The organism is Pseudomonas sp. B37(2017), from assembly GCF_002112885.1.
GTDB lineage: Bacteria > Pseudomonadota > Gammaproteobacteria > Pseudomonadales > Pseudomonadaceae > Aquipseudomonas > Aquipseudomonas paraglycinae.
This window is the reverse complement of record NZ_NEIX01000001.1, coordinates 920,299-936,144: the sequence shown is the minus strand read 5'-3', so window position 1 is coordinate 936,144 and position 15,846 is coordinate 920,299. Positions and strand designations below refer to the sequence as shown.

Below are 15,846 nucleotides of genomic sequence, written 5' to 3'. Positions count from 1 at the left end.
AGCTTCAGATGTCTGCGCCACACGATCATGCGGTCTCGTCCACGGTCTCGCTGGACGAGCTGACTCAATTGCTGGAAACGATTTTCACCCGTCACGGCACCTCGGCCGAAGTCGCCCGAACGCTGGCCGCCAATTGCGCCAATGCCGAGCGGGACGGTGCGCACAGTCACGGCGTATTCCGGATCCCCGGTTATGTCTCGACGCTCAACAGCGGCTGGGTCAACGGCCAGGCTGTGCCGAAAGTCGAGGACGTGGCGTCAGGATTCGTCAGCGTCGATGCCGGCAACGGTTTTGCTCAACCTGCGCTGGCGGCGGCGCGTGCACTGCTGGTGGAAAAGGCCCGCAGTGCCGGGATCGCGGTGTTGGCGATCCGTAATTCCCATCACTTCGCCGCGCTGTGGCCGGACGTCGAGCCTTTCGCGGATGAGGGTCTGGTGGCGTTGAGCGTGGTCAACAGCATGACCTGCGTGGTACCCCACGGTGCCGACCGGCCATTGTTCGGCACCAACCCGATCGCCTTCGCCGCACCCCGGGCTGACGGTGCGCCGATCGTGTTCGACCTGGCCACCAGCGCCATCGCCCATGGCGACGTGCAAATCGCCGCACGCAAGGGCGAGAAACTGCCGGCAGGCATGGGCGTCGACAGCCTTGGCCAGCCGACCTGCGACCCGAAAGCGATTCTGGAAGGCGGTGCATTGCTGCCGTTTGGCGGACACAAAGGCTCGGCGCTGTCGATGATGGTCGAGCTGCTGGCCGCCGCGCTGACCGGCGGCAACTTCTCGTTCGAGTTCGACTGGAAGAACCATCCGGGGGCCAAGACCCCGTGGACTGGCCAACTGCTGATCGTGATCGACCCGAGCAAGACCGCCGGGCAAAGCTTCGCCGAACGCAGTCAGGAACTCGTGCGGCAGATGCACGGGGTTGGACTCAAGCGTTTGCCGGGTGACCGGCGGCATTTGCAGCGGGCAAAATCATTGGCCAGTGGCATCGAACTGGATCAACAGACCCTGTCGCAGCTGCGTGAACTGGCCGGCGAATGAGTGTTTGCCGGACATGAAAAAGGCGAGCCCGAGGGCTCGCCTTTTTTGTTCGCGCTCAGCGGCGACCGAGCAGCAATCCGACCACCAGACCGAAACCGGCGGAAATCGCCACGGTCTGCCACGGGTGTCCGCCAATGTAGCTCTCGGTGGCGTCCACCGCCGGTTTGGTGCGGTCACGCACGCTGGTGACCGAATCCAGCGCCTGCTGCAGTTTCTGGGCGATTTGCCCGCGCAGGGTCTCCGCTTCCTCGCCGACCAGCGAGGCACTGCTCTTGAGCAGTTTTTCCGACTCTTCGATCAGCGCCTGAAGTTCGCTGAAGGCCTGGTCCTTGATTTGGTCTTCGGCGGCTTGAACGGCGGTTTTCCGGGCCATTGGGTGACTCCTTGCAGGTGAATGGACAGTGAACAATGGAGTGTGGCGCGACTTGAAAAGTTGCAGCGATTTTCCATCCGGAGCAAAAACCAACGTCAGAGGTTTCCGTCCAGCGTGTAAGATGTCGCCATTTCATGCAGCAGGTAATTCCCGATGAGTTTCAATCTGGCCGACAAATCCCTCGCAGAGCGCGCCGCGCTGGAAGATGAAAAATCCCGACTGTTCGAACTCTGGCAGAACAATCTGGGCAAAGCCAAGGGCGAAGCCGCGCGGTTGTTCGGCGAGCGCTCCAAGCGCAAGGGCAAGTGGGCCGAATTCGTGCGCGCCGAACTGGACGGCATGTCGCCGCCGGAGTTCGCCAACATGGTGCGCAGTGAAGTCAATCGCCTGATGGCGGCCAACAAGTAATCACTCGGCCCTGAAACTGGCGCCAATCGCTTCGCGCACCGTCAGCACCACCGGATCGATCTGGGTGCTGGTGCGCCAGCCCAGTTCGATCGGGTAACGCGGCAGCGCCAGAGGGCAGGGCAGCAGCGCCAGCCCGCTCATTGCAGCAATCGCCTGCGCGGCGTGGGCCGGAATTGTCGCCACCGCATCGCTGCCCTTGAGCAGATGCGGCAACGCCGCGAAATGCGTGGTCGAGGCGCAGACCCGGCGACTGCGGCCCAGCGCCGCCAGCCCTTCATCGGTAATCCCGATAAAGCCGCCCGACGACACCAGCAGGTGCTCGCGGGTGACGAATTCTTCCAGATCGATCTGCTGCTGGCCCGGCGCCAGGCTCGCCGGATCCACCAGACACGCGTAACCCCCTTCACCCAGCACCTGACGGCTGAGCAGCCGCTCGGCGAACCCGCCGGCGGTGATCGCCAGGTCGATGCTGCGCTCCATCAGCGCCCGGGCGACGATCTGGCTGTGGGTCTGGCGGAAGATCAGCCGCAGTTTCGGCGCGCGGCGGGCGATTTCCTCGATCAGCCGCCGGCCGTAAGCGATCTCGAAATCGTCAGAAAGGCCCACGGTGACCGAGCGTCCTTCGTAGTGATGGGCGGTCGGGTCGACCATGGCCAGGCTTTGCCGGCATTTGTTGAGCGCATCGCTGACAACCGGTTTCAACTGGTTGGCCTTGAGCGTCGGCGCCAGACCCCGGCCGGTGCGCACGAACAATTGATCGCCATACACCTCGCGCAACCGCCGCAAGGCCGCGCTGACCGCCGATTGGGTCACGCCCAGGCGCAACGCCGCGCGGCTGGCGCTGGACTCTTCATGCAGGGCTTCGAAGACTTTCAGCAGGTTGAGGTCGACGGTTGCGATATTCATCTGGCTCATATCATTCAGCAGTGGATCGGTCTTTATTCATGATCCCGTGGCGCCGGAGAATGAGCAACACCTGAACTTCACGGAGTGACCGCCATGCCCAAATCAATCGTTGCCGCCCTGCAGATCGGCGCCTTGCCCGGTGGCAAGGCTGAGACCCTGGATCAGATCCTGAGTTGGGAAACCGCGATCATCGAATCCGGCGCCGCGCTGGTGGTGATGCCCGAAGCGTTGCTCGGCGGTTACCCGAAAGGCGAGGGCTTCGGCACGCAGCTGGGTTATCGCTTGCCGGAAGGCCGTGAGGCCTATGCCCGTTACTTCGCCAACGCCATCGATGTGCCGGGCGCGGAAACCGAAGCGCTGGCCGGGCTGTCGGCGCGCACCGGGGCCAATCTGGTGATCGGCGTGATCGAACGGGCCGGCAGCACCTTGCATTGCACCGCGCTGTATTTCGACCCGCAGGCGGGTCTTGTGGCCAAACACCGCAAACTGATGCCCACCGGCACCGAACGGCTGATCTGGGGCAAGGGCGACGGTTCGACGCTGCCGGTGCTCGACACTCAGGTCGGCAAACTCGGCGCGGTGATCTGCTGGGAAAATATGATGCCGCTGCTGCGCACGGCAATGTACGCCAAAGGCATCGAGGTCTGGTGCGCACCGACCGTGGACGAGCGCGAAATGTGGCAGGTCAGCATGCGCCACATCGCCCATGAAGGGCGCTGCTTTGTGGTCAGCGCCTGTCAGGTGCAGGCCTCGCCGAATGAACTGGGCGTAGAAATCGCCAACTGGCCGGGGGATCGACCGCTGATCGCCGGTGGCAGCGTGATCGTCGGGCCGATGGGCGATGTGCTGGCCGGGCCGTTGCGCGGCGAGGCCGGGCTGCTCACCGCCGAAATCGATACCGCAGAACTGGTGCGCGCCCGCTACGACTACGACGTGGTCGGCCACTATGCGCGGCCGGATGTGTTCGAGTTGAGCGTCGATGAGCGGGCCAAACCGGGCGTGCGTTTCACGGTTTGACGGTTTGTCGGCGCCGCCATTCTTCGCGGGTGATTTCCCAGATTTCCCGTGGGAAGCGGCCGCCGACGAAGTCGTCCTCATCGGTGCGAATCAAGCGCATGCCGCTGCGCTCCGAGAGCTTTCGTGAACCAAGGTTCGGTGCGGCTTTCGGTACGCGCATCAACGGTTGATCGAGGGTTTCGAACCAGTACCGGGTCACGGCTTCGCTGGCTTCGGTCATCAAGCCCCGGCCCTGCCAGGCCGGGGCGAGCCAGAACCCACGGTGGTTGTCCGGCTCGTCCATCAGGCTGATGTTGCCGATCAATTGCTCCGGCGCCGATTTGAGGCGAATCGTCCAGTGCCACTCTTTGTCTGCCGCAATGGCAGGCAGCGCAATGTCACGCAGGTAGGTGAGGGCGCCGTCGTCCGGATAAGGCCAGGGCACGAAAGCGTTCAGATATTGCACCACTTCCCAGTGGGGAAATTGCTGCTGGATGGCCTCGGCATCCGCGAGTTCAAGCGGGCGCAACATCAGCCGTTCGGTGTACAGCGTGGGCGTGTCTTCCATAAACCACGGCTTCCATGTTCTGACAGTGGGCCGTGCAGGCTACCGCATCTTTACCAGGTTGCGGCACTGGCCCTCGGCAGACTCAGCTTGCCGGTATCGACAAAGCGCATCGTGCCAAACAGCCCGCCCGCCAGCTTGCCGCGCAGCACATAGGGCAGGTTGTCGAGAGTTTGGGTCTGGCTCAGGCCGAGGGTCTGGCGCAGCACCGAGAACGCGGAAATGCTCACCGGGACACTGACGATGGTTTCGGAAAACCGTGGAATCGAGCCGCTCTGATCGCTCACACCCGACGCCAGCGAGTGACCGTTGACCTCCAGATCCAGCGCGATGCCGTTGTAGTCGATGGCGGTTTCGTTGGGGTTCTGCACCCGCAGCTTGATCGCGAAGCGCACTTCCAGATACTGGCTCGGCAGCGGTTCGAGGCCGACCACGTTGATGTTCACCGGGTCGCGGTTGGGAAACAGCGCACAGGCGCTGAGGGAGAGCAGAAGCAGGGACAGGATGACGGCTTGGAGACGGCGCATTGATGCTCTCTCATTGAAAAAGGGCTGAACCGTCGCCGGTATCAGCCCTTTTTTCATCGAGCGGACAGGATCAACGGTTCAACTGTGCGACAGCGGCCTTGGTTGCAGGTTCAGCTTTGGCCGGCAGGTCGGGGTTTTCCATGACCTGAAGGATAGAGGCTTCCGGGTCGAAGTCATCTTCTTCCAGCTCGATGAACTCTTCCGGCAGGAAGATGTTCAGCACGATCGCACACAGCGCGCCGACGGTGATCGGCGATTCGAAGATGTTGCGCAGCGCCTGCGGCAGTTCGCGCAGCACTTCCGGCACGGCGGCAATGCCCAGGCCCATGCCGACGGAAATCGCAACGATCAGCATGTTGCGCCGATGCAGGCCGGCCTCGGCGAGGATCTTGATCCCGGCTACCGCCACGGTGCCGAACATCACCAGCTCTGCGCCGCCGAGCACCGGTTTCGGCATCAGTTGCAGCACCGCGCCGATCATCGGGAACAGCCCCAGCAGCACCAACAGGCCGGCAATGAAGAACGCCACGTAGCGGCTGGCGACGCCGGTGAGCTGAATCACCCCGTTGTTCTGGGCGAAAGTCACCATCGGCATGCTGTTGAACACCGCGGCCATGGCCGAGTTGAGGCCATCGGCGAGCAGCCCGGACTTGATCCGGCGGATGTACAGCGGGCCTTTGACCGGCTGCCGGGAAATCATCGAGTTGGCGGTCAGGTCACCGGCCGCTTCCAGCGGCGACACCAGGAAAATCACCGCCACCGGCACGAACGCCACCCAGTCGAAGTTGAAACCGTACTTGAACGGCACCGGCACGCTGACCACCGGCACTTCAGGCAGGTTGGCGAAATCCACGGTGCCCATCAGCCACGCCACCACGTAGCCGAGGGTCAGGCCAATGACGATCGCGCCCAGCCGCAGGAACGGCACATCGACCCGGTTCAACACCACGATGGTGCCCAGCACCAGCGCCGCCAGGAACACATGGCTGGCCGCGCCCAGATCCGCAGCGCCGAAGCCGCCGGCAATGTCGGTCATCGCCACTTTGATCAGCGACAGGCCCATCAACGTGATGATGGTGCCGGTCACCACCGGGGTGATCAGCATGCGCAATTTGCCGATGAACTGGCTCAGCACCACTTCGATGAAGGCCGCAAAGAAGCACACGCCGAAAATAGTCGAGAGGATTTCATCGGTGCCGCCGCCCCGGGCCTTGACCATGAAACCGGCGCTGAGAATCACACTGATAAAGGAAAAACTGGTGCCTTGCAGGCACAGCAGCCCCGAACCGACCGGGCCGAAACGCTTGGCCTGAACGAAGGTGCCGAGGCCCGAGACGAACAGCGCCATGCTGATCAGGTACGGAATTTCGCTTTGCAGGCCGAGGGCGCCGCCCATGATCAGGGTCGGGGTGATGATGCCGACGAAGCTGGCCAACACGTGTTGCAGGGCGGCAAACACCGTTGCGGTGAAGTGCGGACGGTCGTTGAGGCCGTAGATCAGATCGTTGTTGCGCGGGGCTTTTTCAGAGACGGTCATGGTGGTTTGCGTGCCGCAATGCGGGGCCGGGTCGGAAAATGGGTGCGCAGGATGCCGTAAGAGGGGAGCGAGGGCAACGCATTAAAACTGCCCAAAAGGTCAGGTTCGACCAAAGGCTGACAGCAGATCTTCCTCAAACGCCTTTTGTGCGTCTCCCGGTACTTGCGCCCGGTGGCGGGCCAGATGGAACGCCACGTCAAAGCTCAACTCGCCTTCGCGCACCGGTCGCAACAGGCCCTTGTCCTGCCATTGGCGCGCGTAATGGTCGGGCAGATAACCAAGGTGTTTACCCGACAGAATGAAGGCGAGGGTGCCTTCGACCTGCTCCGAGCGTGCCGAGCAGACCTTGCCCTGAAACGGCTCGTCACTGCGCAGAAACCGGTAGGGGTGATCGACCCGGTCGCAGGCCTGCAACGCGGCGTCATCGGGAGCATCGTTGGTGAACAGAGGATGGCCGGGCGCGCAATACAGATGCTGGGTTTCGCTGAACAGTTCACGGTAGTCGAACGCGCTCTGCACCTGGGAGAAGTAACCGATGGCCAAATCCAGCCGCTGTTGCAGCAGCAGACGCTCCATCTCGCCGGGCATGGCGCTGATCAGCTCGATACGCACCGATTCGTCGCGCTCGCGAAACCGGCGGATCGCATCGGCCACCCGTTGCAGCACCGACTGATCGACCGCTTCCGACAGTCCCAGCCGTACTTGGCCGATCAAGCGTCCGGCGACGCCGTTGGATTGATGGCGGAAGGTTTCGATCGAGTCGAACAGCGCCCGCGCGGCAATCAACAGTTGCTCGCCCTTGGGCGTCAGGCTGAAACCGCCCTTGCCCCGGTTGCACACCCGATAGCCGAGACGGGTTTCAAGCTTGGCCATTTGCTGGCTGATGCTCGACTGGCTCAGGCCCAGTTCACCCTGCGCGGCACTGAAACCATTGGATTCGACCACGCCGAGAAACAGCCGCAGAAGCTGAAGATCGACATCGTGGAGCTGACCGAGCATCACATTACTCCGGGATAAAGTCAGGTTAACAAACTTGATATTTCTCGAATGTATTCGACGGCGCATCCTGCCACCACTTCCTTCGGTCAGGTGTTCGTCATGGCTCCCGTCTTCAAGCTGTGTTTGCCCGCTTTGTTGCTTACCGTCTCCATCGCCGCTCAGGCCGAAGAGAAAACCCTCAATCTCTACAGCTGGGCCGATTACGTGGCGCCTGAAACCTTGCAGCGCTTCGAAAAGGAAACCGGCATCCACGTGCGCTACGACACCTTCGATACGTCCGAGGTGCTGGAAACCAAGCTGCTCACGGGCGGCAGCGGTTATGACGTGGTGGTGCCTTCGTCCAGCGTGCTGGCCCGTGGGTTGGCCGCCGGCGCGTTGAAGGAAATCCCCCACGAAGGGCTCAAGGGTTACGCCAATCTCGATCCGGATCTGCTGGAAAAACTGGCGGCGGTCGATCCCGGTAACCGCTACGGCGTGCCGTACACTTGGGGCACCCTCGGCCTGGGCATGAACGTCGAGGCCGTCAAACAGCGGCTGCCGGACGTGCCGCTCAACAGCCTCGATCTGCTGTTCAAGCCTGAATACGCCAGCAAGCTCAAGGATTGCGGGATCGCCATTCTCGACTCGCCGCAGGAGGTGATCGGTCTGGCGCTGCATTATCTCGGTAAAGATCCCTACAGCACCGACAAGACCGATCTGGCCGCCGCCGAAGCCTTGTTGCAGAAGTTGCAGCCCTCGGTGCTCTACGTCGCCACCGGCCGGCAGATCAGCGATCTGGCCAATGGCAGCGTCTGCCTGGCGCTGACCTACAACGGTGACGCGAGCATGGCGGCCGATCAGGCTCGCAAGGCCAACAAGCCGTTTGAGGTGGCTTACCGGATCCCCAAGGAAGGCACGCTGGTGTGGCAGGACAACCTCGCCATCCCCAAAGACGCGCCGCACCCCGAGGCCGCTCGCACCTTCATCGAGTTCATGTTGCGCCCCGAATCCGTGGCGGCGCTGACCAATACGTTGTTCTTTGCCACCGCCAACCAGGCCGCCACGCCGCTGGTGGATGAAGCAGTGCGCAACGATCCGGACATTTTCCCGAAACCCGAAGTGCGCGAGCGGCTGTACGCCGACCACAGCATGAGCCTCAAGGACATGCGCCAGCGCACACGTTTGTGGACCACTTTCCGTAGCCGTCAATAGCCCTTCATAACAACAGGAACACACCGATGGACGTGCCCATGCAAAACGATCAGGCCCTGACCCGTGACAGCCTTTTCGGCACCGCCGCCGAAAGCACCTACGCCGGGATCACCAGTTTCATGCGCCGGCGCTACAGCCGTGATTTGCGCGGCGTGGACGTGGCGGTCAGCGGTGTGCCGTTCGACACCGCCACCAGCAACCGTCCCGGAGCACGTTTCGGGCCGCGCGGGATTCGAGCGGCGTCCACCGGGATTGCCTGGGAACGGCACTGGCCATGGGCGTTCGACCCGTTCGATCATCTGGCGGTGATTGATTACGGCGATTGCGACTTCGATTACGGCTCGCCGCATACGATCCCGGAAAGCATCGAGGCCCACGCCGAGCACATCCTCAGTTCCGGCAGCGCGATGCTCACCTTTGGTGGCGACCACTTCATCAGCTACCCGCTGCTCAAGGCCCATGCGCGCAAGCACGGCACGTTGTCGCTGATTCACTTCGATGCGCACAGCGACACCTGGCCGGACGAGGGTGGCAAGCGGGTCGATCACGGCACCATGTTCTGGCATGCGGCGCGGGAAGGGCTGGTGGATCCGTCGCGTTCGGTGCAGATCGGTTTGCGCACCACCAATGACGATCACCAGGGTTTCCAGGTGCTGGATGCGCGTCAGGTGCATCGCCGTGGCTGCGAAGCGATTGTCGAGGCCATTCGCGCGCGCGTCGGCGATAACCCGGTGTACCTGACGTTCGACATCGATTGCCTGGATCCGGCCTTTGCACCGGGCACCGGTACGCCGGTGTGCGGCGGATTGAGCACGGTGCAGGCGCTGGAGATCCTTGGCGGCCTGCGCGGCATCAATCTGGTCGGCATGGACGTGGTGGAGGTGGCGCCGGCCTACGACCACGCGGACGTGACGTCGCTGGCGGCGGCAACCCTGGCCATGGAGATGCTCTGCCTGTACGCGGCCCGGCACAAAGTCGACGCGTAATCCCCTCCGAGCCTGGTGATAGCTCCTGACAATTTCTGACACCAGGCTCTGCTAAGCTCCGGCAAATTTTTGCCCGGAGCCTCACACCGTGTCGCGAACCACTCGTCTGTTGACTCTGCTGCAAGTGCTGCGCGGCAAGAAACGCCCGGTGACCGCGGCGACGCTGGCCTCCGAGTTGGAAATCTCAGAACGCACGCTCTATCGCGACATCGCCGAACTGACCGCACTCGGGGCGCCGATCCATGGCGAGGCGGGCATCGGTTACGTACTGCGCAGCGGTCTGTTTCTGCCGCCGCTGATGCTCAACGCCGACGAGACCGAGGCCATCGTGCTGGGCCTGCGTTATGTCGATCAGCGCGGCGACGAAGTGCTGAGCAAGGCTGCGGCGGATGCTTTGGCGAAAATCGCTGCGGTGCTGGACCCGCAGGCCCAGGAAGCGCTGCGCAATCCGACCGTCATGCCCGGGCCTTCGGGCTACGGCTTTCCGCAAAACGCGGTGCCGTTGAACGTTTTCCGTCACGCGATCCGCGATCAGGCCAAGCTGCACATCGATTACGCCGATGCGCAGCAGGTACAGAGCCAGCGCTTGATCTGGCCGCTGGCGCTGGGCTTTCTCAACGAGGTGCGGATCATCGTCGCGTGGTGTGAATTGCGCGGCGCCTATCGCACCTTTCGCACCGACCGGATTGCCGCCGCCAGCCTGCAGGGCGAGCGATATCCGGGGCGTCGCAGTGACCTGTTGCGAACCTGGCAGCGGCAGATGCAACTGGACGAAAACGGCCGTTTCACTCCTGACAGGAATTGACGCAGGGCTGTTCTAGGATGGCGACAGAACCCGAAAAAAGGAGCTGTAACCATGTTCCATCCCACCTCGATCCTCGCCCCGGCCATCGTTGAGTACATCAACGCCGCCAATGCTCGCGATACGTCCCGGGTCGGCAGTTTTTTTGCCGAGGATGCCCATGTGTTCGATGAAGGCCATCATCAGGTCGGCCCGCAGGCCATCGCCAACTGGATGCAAGACACTGCCCAGCGCTATCAGCCACGGGTCGAAGTGCTGGGCGTCCAGCAGCGCACCGGCAAAGTGCTGGTGCAAGGGCTGATCTCCGGAACGTTTCCCGGCAGCCCGCTGGAGCTGCGCTACACGTTCCGGCTCAACGAACAGGGCAAAATCGCTCGACTGGATATTTCCCTGTAGCCATCGTGGCATACTGCCGCGCATGACTTTCGACTCCCCCCTGAGCGCCTGGCAATACGCCGTCGACCACAAGGGCTTCATCCAGGATGAAGCCCAGGAACACGCGGTCTGGGCCTTGCAAAAATGCCATGAAGCCCTGCATTCCGGTGCCCGTTCGGTCACCGGCGTTTACCTGTGGGGCCCGGTCGGGCGCGGCAAAACCTGGCTGATGGACCAGTTCCATCAAAGCTTGCAGGTGCCGGCGCGGCGGCAGCACTTTCATCACTTCATGGGCTGGGTGCATCAACGTTCCTTTCAACTGACCGGGATCGCCGATCCATTGCGGGCGCTGGCTCGTGAGTTGGCGGCCGAAGTGCGGGTGCTGTGTTTCGATGAGCTGTTCGTCAATGACATCGGTGACGCGATCATTCTCGGGCGGCTGTTTCAGGTGATGTTCGACGAAGGCGTGGTGGTGGTCTGCACCTCTAACCTGCCGCCGGATCAGTTGTATGCCGACGGCTTCAACCGCGACCGCTTTTTGCCGGCGATCACCGCGATCAAGCAGCACATGCAAGTGGTCGCGGTGAATGGCGCCGAAGATCACCGATTGCATCCCGGCGCCATTGAGCAGCGCTATTGGGTCGCATCTCCGGGGGAGGCTAGCGCACTAAGCCAGGTATTCGACGTCTTGGCCGCCGGGCAGACTGTCAGTGCCGAACCGGTGCCGGTCGGTTACCGCGCCCTGAACGTGGTGCAGGCCAGCGATTCGGTGCTGTGGTGCCGTTACGCCGACCTGTGCGAGCAACCGTTCGCCGCCATGGACTTCATCGCGCTGTGCGACGCCTACCGGGCTATCCTGTTGAGCGAGGTGCCGAACCTCAGCGCGAAAAAACGCGAAGGGCGGATCGCCCGTGGCACCGAGGACGGCGCGGAACGGGTGGTGGCCGGCGATCGCGAATTGCCGCAGTTGTCGGTGCACGATGACGGCGTGCGCCGCTTCATTGCGCTGGTCGACGAGTGCTACGACCGCAAGGTGCCGTTGTACATCGAGGCCGAAGTGCCGATGGACGCGCTGTACACCGAGGGCTACCTGGAATTCCCGTTCCGCCGGACCCTCAGCCGCTTGCAGGAGATGCAGCTGCAACGCTTCGCCGAGACCTGAAACACGGAGGGCGCGACATGACTCAGCCACTGTCCCACCATTTGCTGACCATGGCCTATCAGAATGCCTGGGCCAACCATCGACTGGCCAAGGCCTGGAGCCAGCTCGATGACGCGCAACTGGCCGCGCCACGGGTGAGTTTCTTCCCGAGCATTCGCCTGACTCTCAACCACATCCTCACCTGTGACTGGTTCTACGTCGATGCGCTGGAACGCGAGTTGCGCGGTGACGAGCCGCATCCCGATTGCTACGTGTTCTTCAACGCTGACGAACCCTTCATCGAGGCGCAGGCCTTGCGCCGCGAACAGGCGCATGTCGACCGTCGGCTGATCGCCTACTGCGAGCAACTGCGCGATGCCGATCTGGGGCGCATCGTCACCATTGCCCGCGACACGCCGCAGCACGACAGTCGGCTGCGGATGATCTCGCACCTGTTCGAACACCAGATCCATCATCGCGGCCAGGTCCACGCGATGCTCAGCGGCACCTCGGTGAAACCGCCGCAGCTGGACGAGTTTTTCTGTGCCGGCGAGTCCGGTCTGCGAGCCGAGGATTTCGCCGAGCTTGGCTGGACCGAAGAACTTATCTGGGGGCACTGAAAACGCCGGGTTGTCGCCGGGACCTGCCTCGCGCTAAGGTCGCCGAGCCTATCAGTGCGTATCAAACGCGCCGGGGCCCCGTGCGATCGAGGAAGGAAATGGATTCCGCAGAAATTCTTGTGCTTCAAGCCAGTTACACCAACCCGGTGCATGCCGAGGCCATCGGTGTGGTGCTCAATCATTACGCCCAAGACCCGATGGGCGGCGGCCATCCCATTGCTCCCGAACTGTTGCAGCAACTGCCCGCCGAACTGGCCAAGCGGCCCCACGCATTCAGCGTCCTGGCGTTTGTCGGTGGCGAGCCGGCAGGGCTGGTGAACTGCTTTGAAGGGTTTTCCACGTTTGCCTGCAAGCCGTTGGTCAACGTGCACGACGTCTCGGTGGTGACGAAGTTTCGCGGTTTGGGGCTGAGTCAGAAAATGCTGCGCAAGGTCGAGGACATCGCCCGCCAGCGCGGGTGCTGCAAAATCACTCTGGAAGTGCTTGAAGGCAATGCCGTGGCGCAAAATTCCTACACCAAATTCGGCTTCGCGCCGGGCATGTTCGACCCGAGTCACGGGCGCATGCTGTTCTGGATCAAGGATCTGCAGGCATAAAAAAAGGCGCCCGAAAAGGGCGCCCAACTGTCATCTGCGGGGCCAGAGCGGAGCCATCGCAGGTCCATCGGTAAAGCGTTCGCTCATGGGCGATAGGACTCGGTGACCTGGGCGGTCTGGTCGTCCGGAACCTTGAGTTCGTTAGTCTTCGCCTCAGCCTGCTGGCTCTGTGCGGAATGAACCGGGAAGTTTGCCCAGTAATGTCTCATGCGCTCGGCGCCGCCTTCGGCGAATGCGCTGGCGGATGCCAGGGTGAGTAGACCGGCAAGGATTGCAGTCGTGGTTTTCATGGTGCCTCCTACGAAAAATGTCGGAGCCGTTCGTCCATGAATCTGGTCCTCGGGGCGCAGTGTCCGTCGAGGACATTAACGAGAGGTTAACGCTCGTTCAGTGTAGGTTTTACCGGGTGTTTCCACGGCGTATCGGACGAACGCTGCACGCGTGAATGACGCGCGCAGGTCGTAAGGGAAGGGCGTCAGAGTTTCCAGTCGAGGCTCAGCGTCACGGTGCGAGGATCGCCCCAGAACACGCCGTTGTAGAAGCCGACGTTGTCGTAATACTTCTTGTCGAACAGGTTGTCGACGTTGAGGGACGCCGACAGGTGTTTGTCGAACTCATAACGCGACATCAACTTGACCACCGTGTAGGCGTCCTGACTGATTCGCGCCCGCTCGGTGATGATCCGGCCATTGGCGTTGCGTCCGACCGGGCGGTTGGAATTGCCGTAGACGTCGCTCTGCCAGTTCACCGCGCCGCCCACGGTCAGGGCGTTCCAGTTGCCCGGCAAGCGATAGGCCGTGGACAAACGGAACAGGTTCAGCGGCTGGTTGGTGTTGGTGCGATTTTTCTCGCCGTTGACCGAGTGGGTGTAGGTGTAACCGGCGGTCATGTTCCAGCCGTCGAGAACTTCGCCCGAGATCTCGGCTTCGAAACCGTTGACCTTGTTGCCTTTCCCGCCGGACTTGTAGAACTCCTCCAGCGTCACCGGATCCGGCGGCACCGAGTCATCCACTTCGGCGACGTTGTCCTGCTTGCTCCAGAAAATGGCGGTGGCCAGATTCAGGCGTTCGTCCAGCAGGCTGCCCTTGAGCCCGATTTCATAGTTGCTGCCAACGATCGGCTCGATGAACTTGCGGTTGGCGTCGCGGTAGGTCTGCGGTTTGAAGATGTCGGTGTAGCTGGCGTAAACGGTGTACTCCGGCGTCAGGTCATAGAGCAGGCCGGCGTAGGGAGTCCACATGTCGTTGTGCTGCTGGCGGCTGGCATCGACGCTTTCCAGTTGCAGGTTGTCGTCGAAGGTGTTGGCCGTTTTTGACGCCTTCCAGCTGCCGTAGCGAGTGCCGAGCACGGCGTGCAGGTCGTCCGTCAGGCTCAGGCGGGTCGCCAGATAGCCGGCTTTTTGTTGCGTGCTGTCTTTGGCACTGGTGAGCCCGGTCACTGTGTCCGGAAATTTGGCGATGTCGCCCATGTATTTCCAGTCGCGGATGGTGCTGTAGTTGCGCGCCACCGGACCGTCAACGGTGTACGGCGAGCTGGAGCTGCGTTCGGCTTCGCCATAACCGATCATCATCTGATGTTCGCGACCCAGCAGCGAGTAGGGGCCGGACAGGTTGAAGTCGTACGCCTTCATGCGCTGCGGGCCGATCATGTGCGAGCTGTAGGCGGTCATGCCGCTGCGATCGGGCTCGGGGAAACCGGCGCCGGCGTAGTAGACCTTGCCGTCGGTATCGCTCTTGCGGTGGGTGTAGGCGGCTTTCAGGTGCCAGTCGCCCGCCAGGGCTTGATCGAGGGTGGCGAACGCGGTCTTGTCGCGCAGCGGCCAGGAACTCCAGGAGGTTGCCATGTTCGTCGAGCGTCCGAGGCTGGCCTTGCTGCCGTCGGCATTCCAGTACGGCAAGGTGCCCCACGAAGAGCCTTGTACCTGTTTGTCCTGATAGTCGTAACCGACGGCCAGCACGGTGGAGTCGGTCAGGTCGGCTTCGAGGATGCCGTAGCCGACTTCCCGTTGCAGGGCGTACTTGTCGCGAAACGATCCCTGGTCGCGATAGGCCAGCACGCTGCGACCGCGCAGGCGCCCGTCGAACGCCAGTGGGCCGCCGACATCGACGTAACTGTAGTAATCGTCATAGCTGCCGCCGCTCGCACCGGCCTGAGCCTGCCATTGGGCGGTCGGGCGTTTGCGCACCATGTTGATGGTTGCCGACGGATCGCCTGCGCCGGTGGTCAGGCCGGTGGCGCCGCGCACGACTTCGATGCGGTCGTAGATGATGGTGTCCGAATCGGACTTCATGTACTGGAAGGTGTTGAGCATCCCGTCGATCTGGAAATTGTTGATCGAGTAGCCGCGGGACGAATAGCTGACCCGATCCGAATCGTTGTGTTGCACCACGATGCCGGTGGTCTGGCTCATGGCCTCGGACAATGTACCGAGTTTGAAATCATCCATCTGCTGGCGAGTGACCACGGACACTGACTGCGGGGTTTCCTTGATCGACAGGTTCAGCTTTGTCGCGGTGCTCATCGCGCCCGTGGTGTAGGAATCGGTGTTTTCGGTGTTGCTGCCCAAGCCTTGGGCAGTGACGCTGGTCGAGGCCAGTTCGAGTGCCGTAGAGGCGGGCTCAGGCGGCTTTTCGGCGGCGGTTTCAGCCAGCAGATCCGGGCTCAGTGCAACACTGCACAGGCCCAGGGTGAGGGTCATGGAACGGGTGATGGGCGCGAACATCGCAGCCGACTCCTTGTCTTCGAGGGAAAAATTCCGTTTGCTCAAAGACGAAGGCGGGCAGT

Annotated in this window: 18 protein-coding genes; 10 read left to right on the top strand and 8 right to left on the bottom strand. The window is 62.4% G+C overall.

Annotation, left to right across the window (positions count from 1 at the left end; all coding sequences use genetic code 11):
* Positions 1-8: 8 nt before the first annotated feature.
* The gene (locus CAF90_RS04260; protein ID WP_085603983.1) at positions 9-1,040 is read left to right on the top strand and encodes an Ldh family oxidoreductase; all 1,032 of its coding nucleotides are present in this window, start codon (positions 9-11) and stop codon (positions 1,038-1,040) included.
* A 55-nt stretch (positions 1,041-1,095) separates the two neighbouring features.
* Here CAF90_RS04260 and CAF90_RS04255 read toward each other — a convergent pair whose 3' ends face one another.
* Entirely contained in the window at positions 1,096-1,413 is a 318-nt protein-coding gene (locus CAF90_RS04255) for a YqjD family protein (RefSeq protein WP_007957537.1), read from the bottom strand.
* A 153-nt stretch (positions 1,414-1,566) separates the two neighbouring features.
* Here CAF90_RS04255 and CAF90_RS04250 point away from each other — a divergent pair, with 153 nt between their 5' ends.
* Positions 1,567-1,821: a hypothetical protein gene (locus tag CAF90_RS04250; protein WP_007957535.1), complete on the top strand. Its 255-nt coding sequence runs from the start codon at positions 1,567-1,569 to the stop codon at positions 1,819-1,821.
* Here CAF90_RS04250 and CAF90_RS04245 read toward each other — a convergent pair whose 3' ends face one another.
* Entirely contained in the window at positions 1,822-2,736 is a 915-nt protein-coding gene (locus tag CAF90_RS04245) for a LysR substrate-binding domain-containing protein (protein WP_085603980.1), read from the bottom strand.
* An 84-nt stretch (positions 2,737-2,820) separates the two neighbouring features.
* On the opposite strand from CAF90_RS04245, the gene CAF90_RS04240 reads away from it, so the two are divergent.
* A complete protein-coding gene (locus CAF90_RS04240; RefSeq protein ID WP_085603977.1) occupies positions 2,821-3,744 on the top strand; it encodes a carbon-nitrogen hydrolase family protein in 924 nt (307 codons plus the stop codon).
* On the opposite strand, the gene CAF90_RS04235 is transcribed toward CAF90_RS04240, so the two are convergent.
* The 4 genes from CAF90_RS04235 to CAF90_RS04220 all read right to left on the bottom strand — a co-directional run bounded on the left by CAF90_RS04235 (position 3,734) and on the right by CAF90_RS04220 (position 7,351).
* Positions 3,734-4,291, bottom strand: coding sequence for a GNAT family N-acetyltransferase (locus tag CAF90_RS04235; RefSeq protein WP_085603974.1), 558 nt, complete (start codon positions 4,289-4,291; stop codon positions 3,734-3,736). The two genes, CAF90_RS04240 and CAF90_RS04235, sit on opposite strands and share 11 nt — an antisense overlap.
* A gap of 50 nt (positions 4,292-4,341) precedes the next feature.
* Positions 4,342-4,815 carry an LEA type 2 family protein gene (locus tag CAF90_RS04230; RefSeq protein WP_085603971.1) on the bottom strand — a complete coding sequence of 158 codons (474 nt, stop codon included), beginning with the start codon at positions 4,813-4,815 and terminating at the stop codon, positions 4,342-4,344.
* A gap of 70 nt (positions 4,816-4,885) precedes the next feature.
* Positions 4,886-6,352, bottom strand: a complete 1,467-nt coding sequence (locus CAF90_RS04225; protein ID WP_011333989.1) for a nucleobase:cation symporter-2 family protein — start codon at positions 6,350-6,352, stop codon at positions 4,886-4,888.
* A gap of 99 nt (positions 6,353-6,451) precedes the next feature.
* Positions 6,452-7,351: a LysR family transcriptional regulator gene (locus CAF90_RS04220; RefSeq protein WP_085603968.1), complete on the bottom strand. Its 900-nt coding sequence runs from the start codon at positions 7,349-7,351 to the stop codon at positions 6,452-6,454.
* A 99-nt stretch (positions 7,352-7,450) separates the two neighbouring features.
* On the opposite strand from CAF90_RS04220, the gene CAF90_RS04215 reads away from it, so the two are divergent.
* The 7 genes from CAF90_RS04215 to CAF90_RS04185 all read left to right on the top strand — a co-directional run bounded on the left by CAF90_RS04215 (position 7,451) and on the right by CAF90_RS04185 (position 13,062).
* A complete protein-coding gene (locus CAF90_RS04215; protein WP_007957519.1) occupies positions 7,451-8,542 on the top strand; it encodes a polyamine ABC transporter substrate-binding protein in 1,092 nt (363 codons plus the stop codon).
* Positions 8,543-8,568: 26 nt separating this feature from the next.
* The gene (speB, locus tag CAF90_RS04210; RefSeq protein WP_085603965.1) at positions 8,569-9,528 is read left to right on the top strand and encodes an agmatinase; all 960 of its coding nucleotides are present in this window, start codon (positions 8,569-8,571) and stop codon (positions 9,526-9,528) included.
* A gap of 88 nt (positions 9,529-9,616) precedes the next feature.
* Entirely contained in the window at positions 9,617-10,333 is a 717-nt protein-coding gene (locus CAF90_RS04205) for a YafY family protein (protein ID WP_085603962.1), read from the top strand.
* Between the two features lie 51 nt (positions 10,334-10,384).
* Entirely contained in the window at positions 10,385-10,726 is a 342-nt protein-coding gene (locus CAF90_RS04200; protein ID WP_007957516.1) for a nuclear transport factor 2 family protein, read from the top strand.
* 22 nt (positions 10,727-10,748) lie between these two features.
* Positions 10,749-11,867 carry a cell division protein ZapE gene (zapE, locus tag CAF90_RS04195; RefSeq protein ID WP_085603959.1) on the top strand — a complete coding sequence of 373 codons (1,119 nt, stop codon included), beginning with the start codon at positions 10,749-10,751 and terminating at the stop codon, positions 11,865-11,867.
* A 17-nt stretch (positions 11,868-11,884) separates the two neighbouring features.
* Positions 11,885-12,466 (top strand): DinB family protein, encoded by a 582-nt coding sequence (locus tag CAF90_RS04190; RefSeq protein ID WP_085603956.1) that lies wholly within the window; start codon positions 11,885-11,887, stop codon positions 12,464-12,466.
* 98 nt (positions 12,467-12,564) lie between these two features.
* Positions 12,565-13,062 carry a GNAT family N-acetyltransferase gene (locus tag CAF90_RS04185; RefSeq protein ID WP_085603952.1) on the top strand — a complete coding sequence of 166 codons (498 nt, stop codon included), beginning with the start codon at positions 12,565-12,567 and terminating at the stop codon, positions 13,060-13,062.
* 83 nt (positions 13,063-13,145) lie between these two features.
* On the opposite strand, the gene CAF90_RS04180 is transcribed toward CAF90_RS04185, so the two are convergent.
* Complete coding sequence (locus tag CAF90_RS04180) at positions 13,146-13,352, bottom strand: hypothetical protein (RefSeq protein ID WP_085603949.1); 207 nt, start codon at positions 13,350-13,352, stop codon at positions 13,146-13,148.
* A gap of 185 nt (positions 13,353-13,537) precedes the next feature.
* Positions 13,538-15,784 (bottom strand): TonB-dependent siderophore receptor, encoded by a 2,247-nt coding sequence (locus CAF90_RS04175; RefSeq protein WP_085603946.1) that lies wholly within the window; start codon positions 15,782-15,784, stop codon positions 13,538-13,540.
* Positions 15,785-15,846: the final 62 nt, after the last annotated feature.

Bases quoted from the DNA above. Each gene is read 5' to 3' on its own strand.
- CAF90_RS04260 (WP_085603983.1), top strand. From the start codon at position 9: ATGTCTGCGCCACACGATCATGCGGTCTCGTCCACGGTCTCGCTGGAC.
- CAF90_RS04255 (WP_007957537.1), bottom strand. From the start codon at position 1,413: ATGGCCCGGAAAACCGCCGTTCAAGCCGCCGAAGACCAAATCAAGGAC.
- CAF90_RS04250 (WP_007957535.1), top strand. From the start codon at position 1,567: ATGAGTTTCAATCTGGCCGACAAATCCCTCGCAGAGCGCGCCGCGCTG.
- CAF90_RS04245 (WP_085603980.1), bottom strand. From the start codon at position 2,736: ATGAGCCAGATGAATATCGCAACCGTCGACCTCAACCTGCTGAAAGTC.
- CAF90_RS04240 (WP_085603977.1), top strand. From the start codon at position 2,821: ATGCCCAAATCAATCGTTGCCGCCCTGCAGATCGGCGCCTTGCCCGGT.
- CAF90_RS04235 (WP_085603974.1), bottom strand. From the start codon at position 4,291: ATGGAAGACACGCCCACGCTGTACACCGAACGGCTGATGTTGCGCCCG.
- CAF90_RS04230 (WP_085603971.1), bottom strand. From the start codon at position 4,815: ATGCGCCGTCTCCAAGCCGTCATCCTGTCCCTGCTTCTGCTCTCCCTC.
- CAF90_RS04225 (WP_011333989.1), bottom strand. From the start codon at position 6,352: ATGACCGTCTCTGAAAAAGCCCCGCGCAACAACGATCTGATCTACGGC.
- CAF90_RS04220 (WP_085603968.1), bottom strand. From the start codon at position 7,351: ATGCTCGGTCAGCTCCACGATGTCGATCTTCAGCTTCTGCGGCTGTTT.
- CAF90_RS04215 (WP_007957519.1), top strand. From the start codon at position 7,451: ATGGCTCCCGTCTTCAAGCTGTGTTTGCCCGCTTTGTTGCTTACCGTC.
- speB (WP_085603965.1), top strand. From the start codon at position 8,569: ATGGACGTGCCCATGCAAAACGATCAGGCCCTGACCCGTGACAGCCTT.
- CAF90_RS04200 (WP_007957516.1), top strand. From the start codon at position 10,385: ATGTTCCATCCCACCTCGATCCTCGCCCCGGCCATCGTTGAGTACATC.
- zapE (WP_085603959.1), top strand. From the start codon at position 10,749: ATGACTTTCGACTCCCCCCTGAGCGCCTGGCAATACGCCGTCGACCAC.
- CAF90_RS04190 (WP_085603956.1), top strand. From the start codon at position 11,885: ATGACTCAGCCACTGTCCCACCATTTGCTGACCATGGCCTATCAGAAT.
- CAF90_RS04185 (WP_085603952.1), top strand. From the start codon at position 12,565: ATGGATTCCGCAGAAATTCTTGTGCTTCAAGCCAGTTACACCAACCCG.
- CAF90_RS04180 (WP_085603949.1), bottom strand. From the start codon at position 13,352: ATGAAAACCACGACTGCAATCCTTGCCGGTCTACTCACCCTGGCATCC.
- CAF90_RS04175 (WP_085603946.1), bottom strand. From the start codon at position 15,784: ATGTTCGCGCCCATCACCCGTTCCATGACCCTCACCCTGGGCCTGTGC.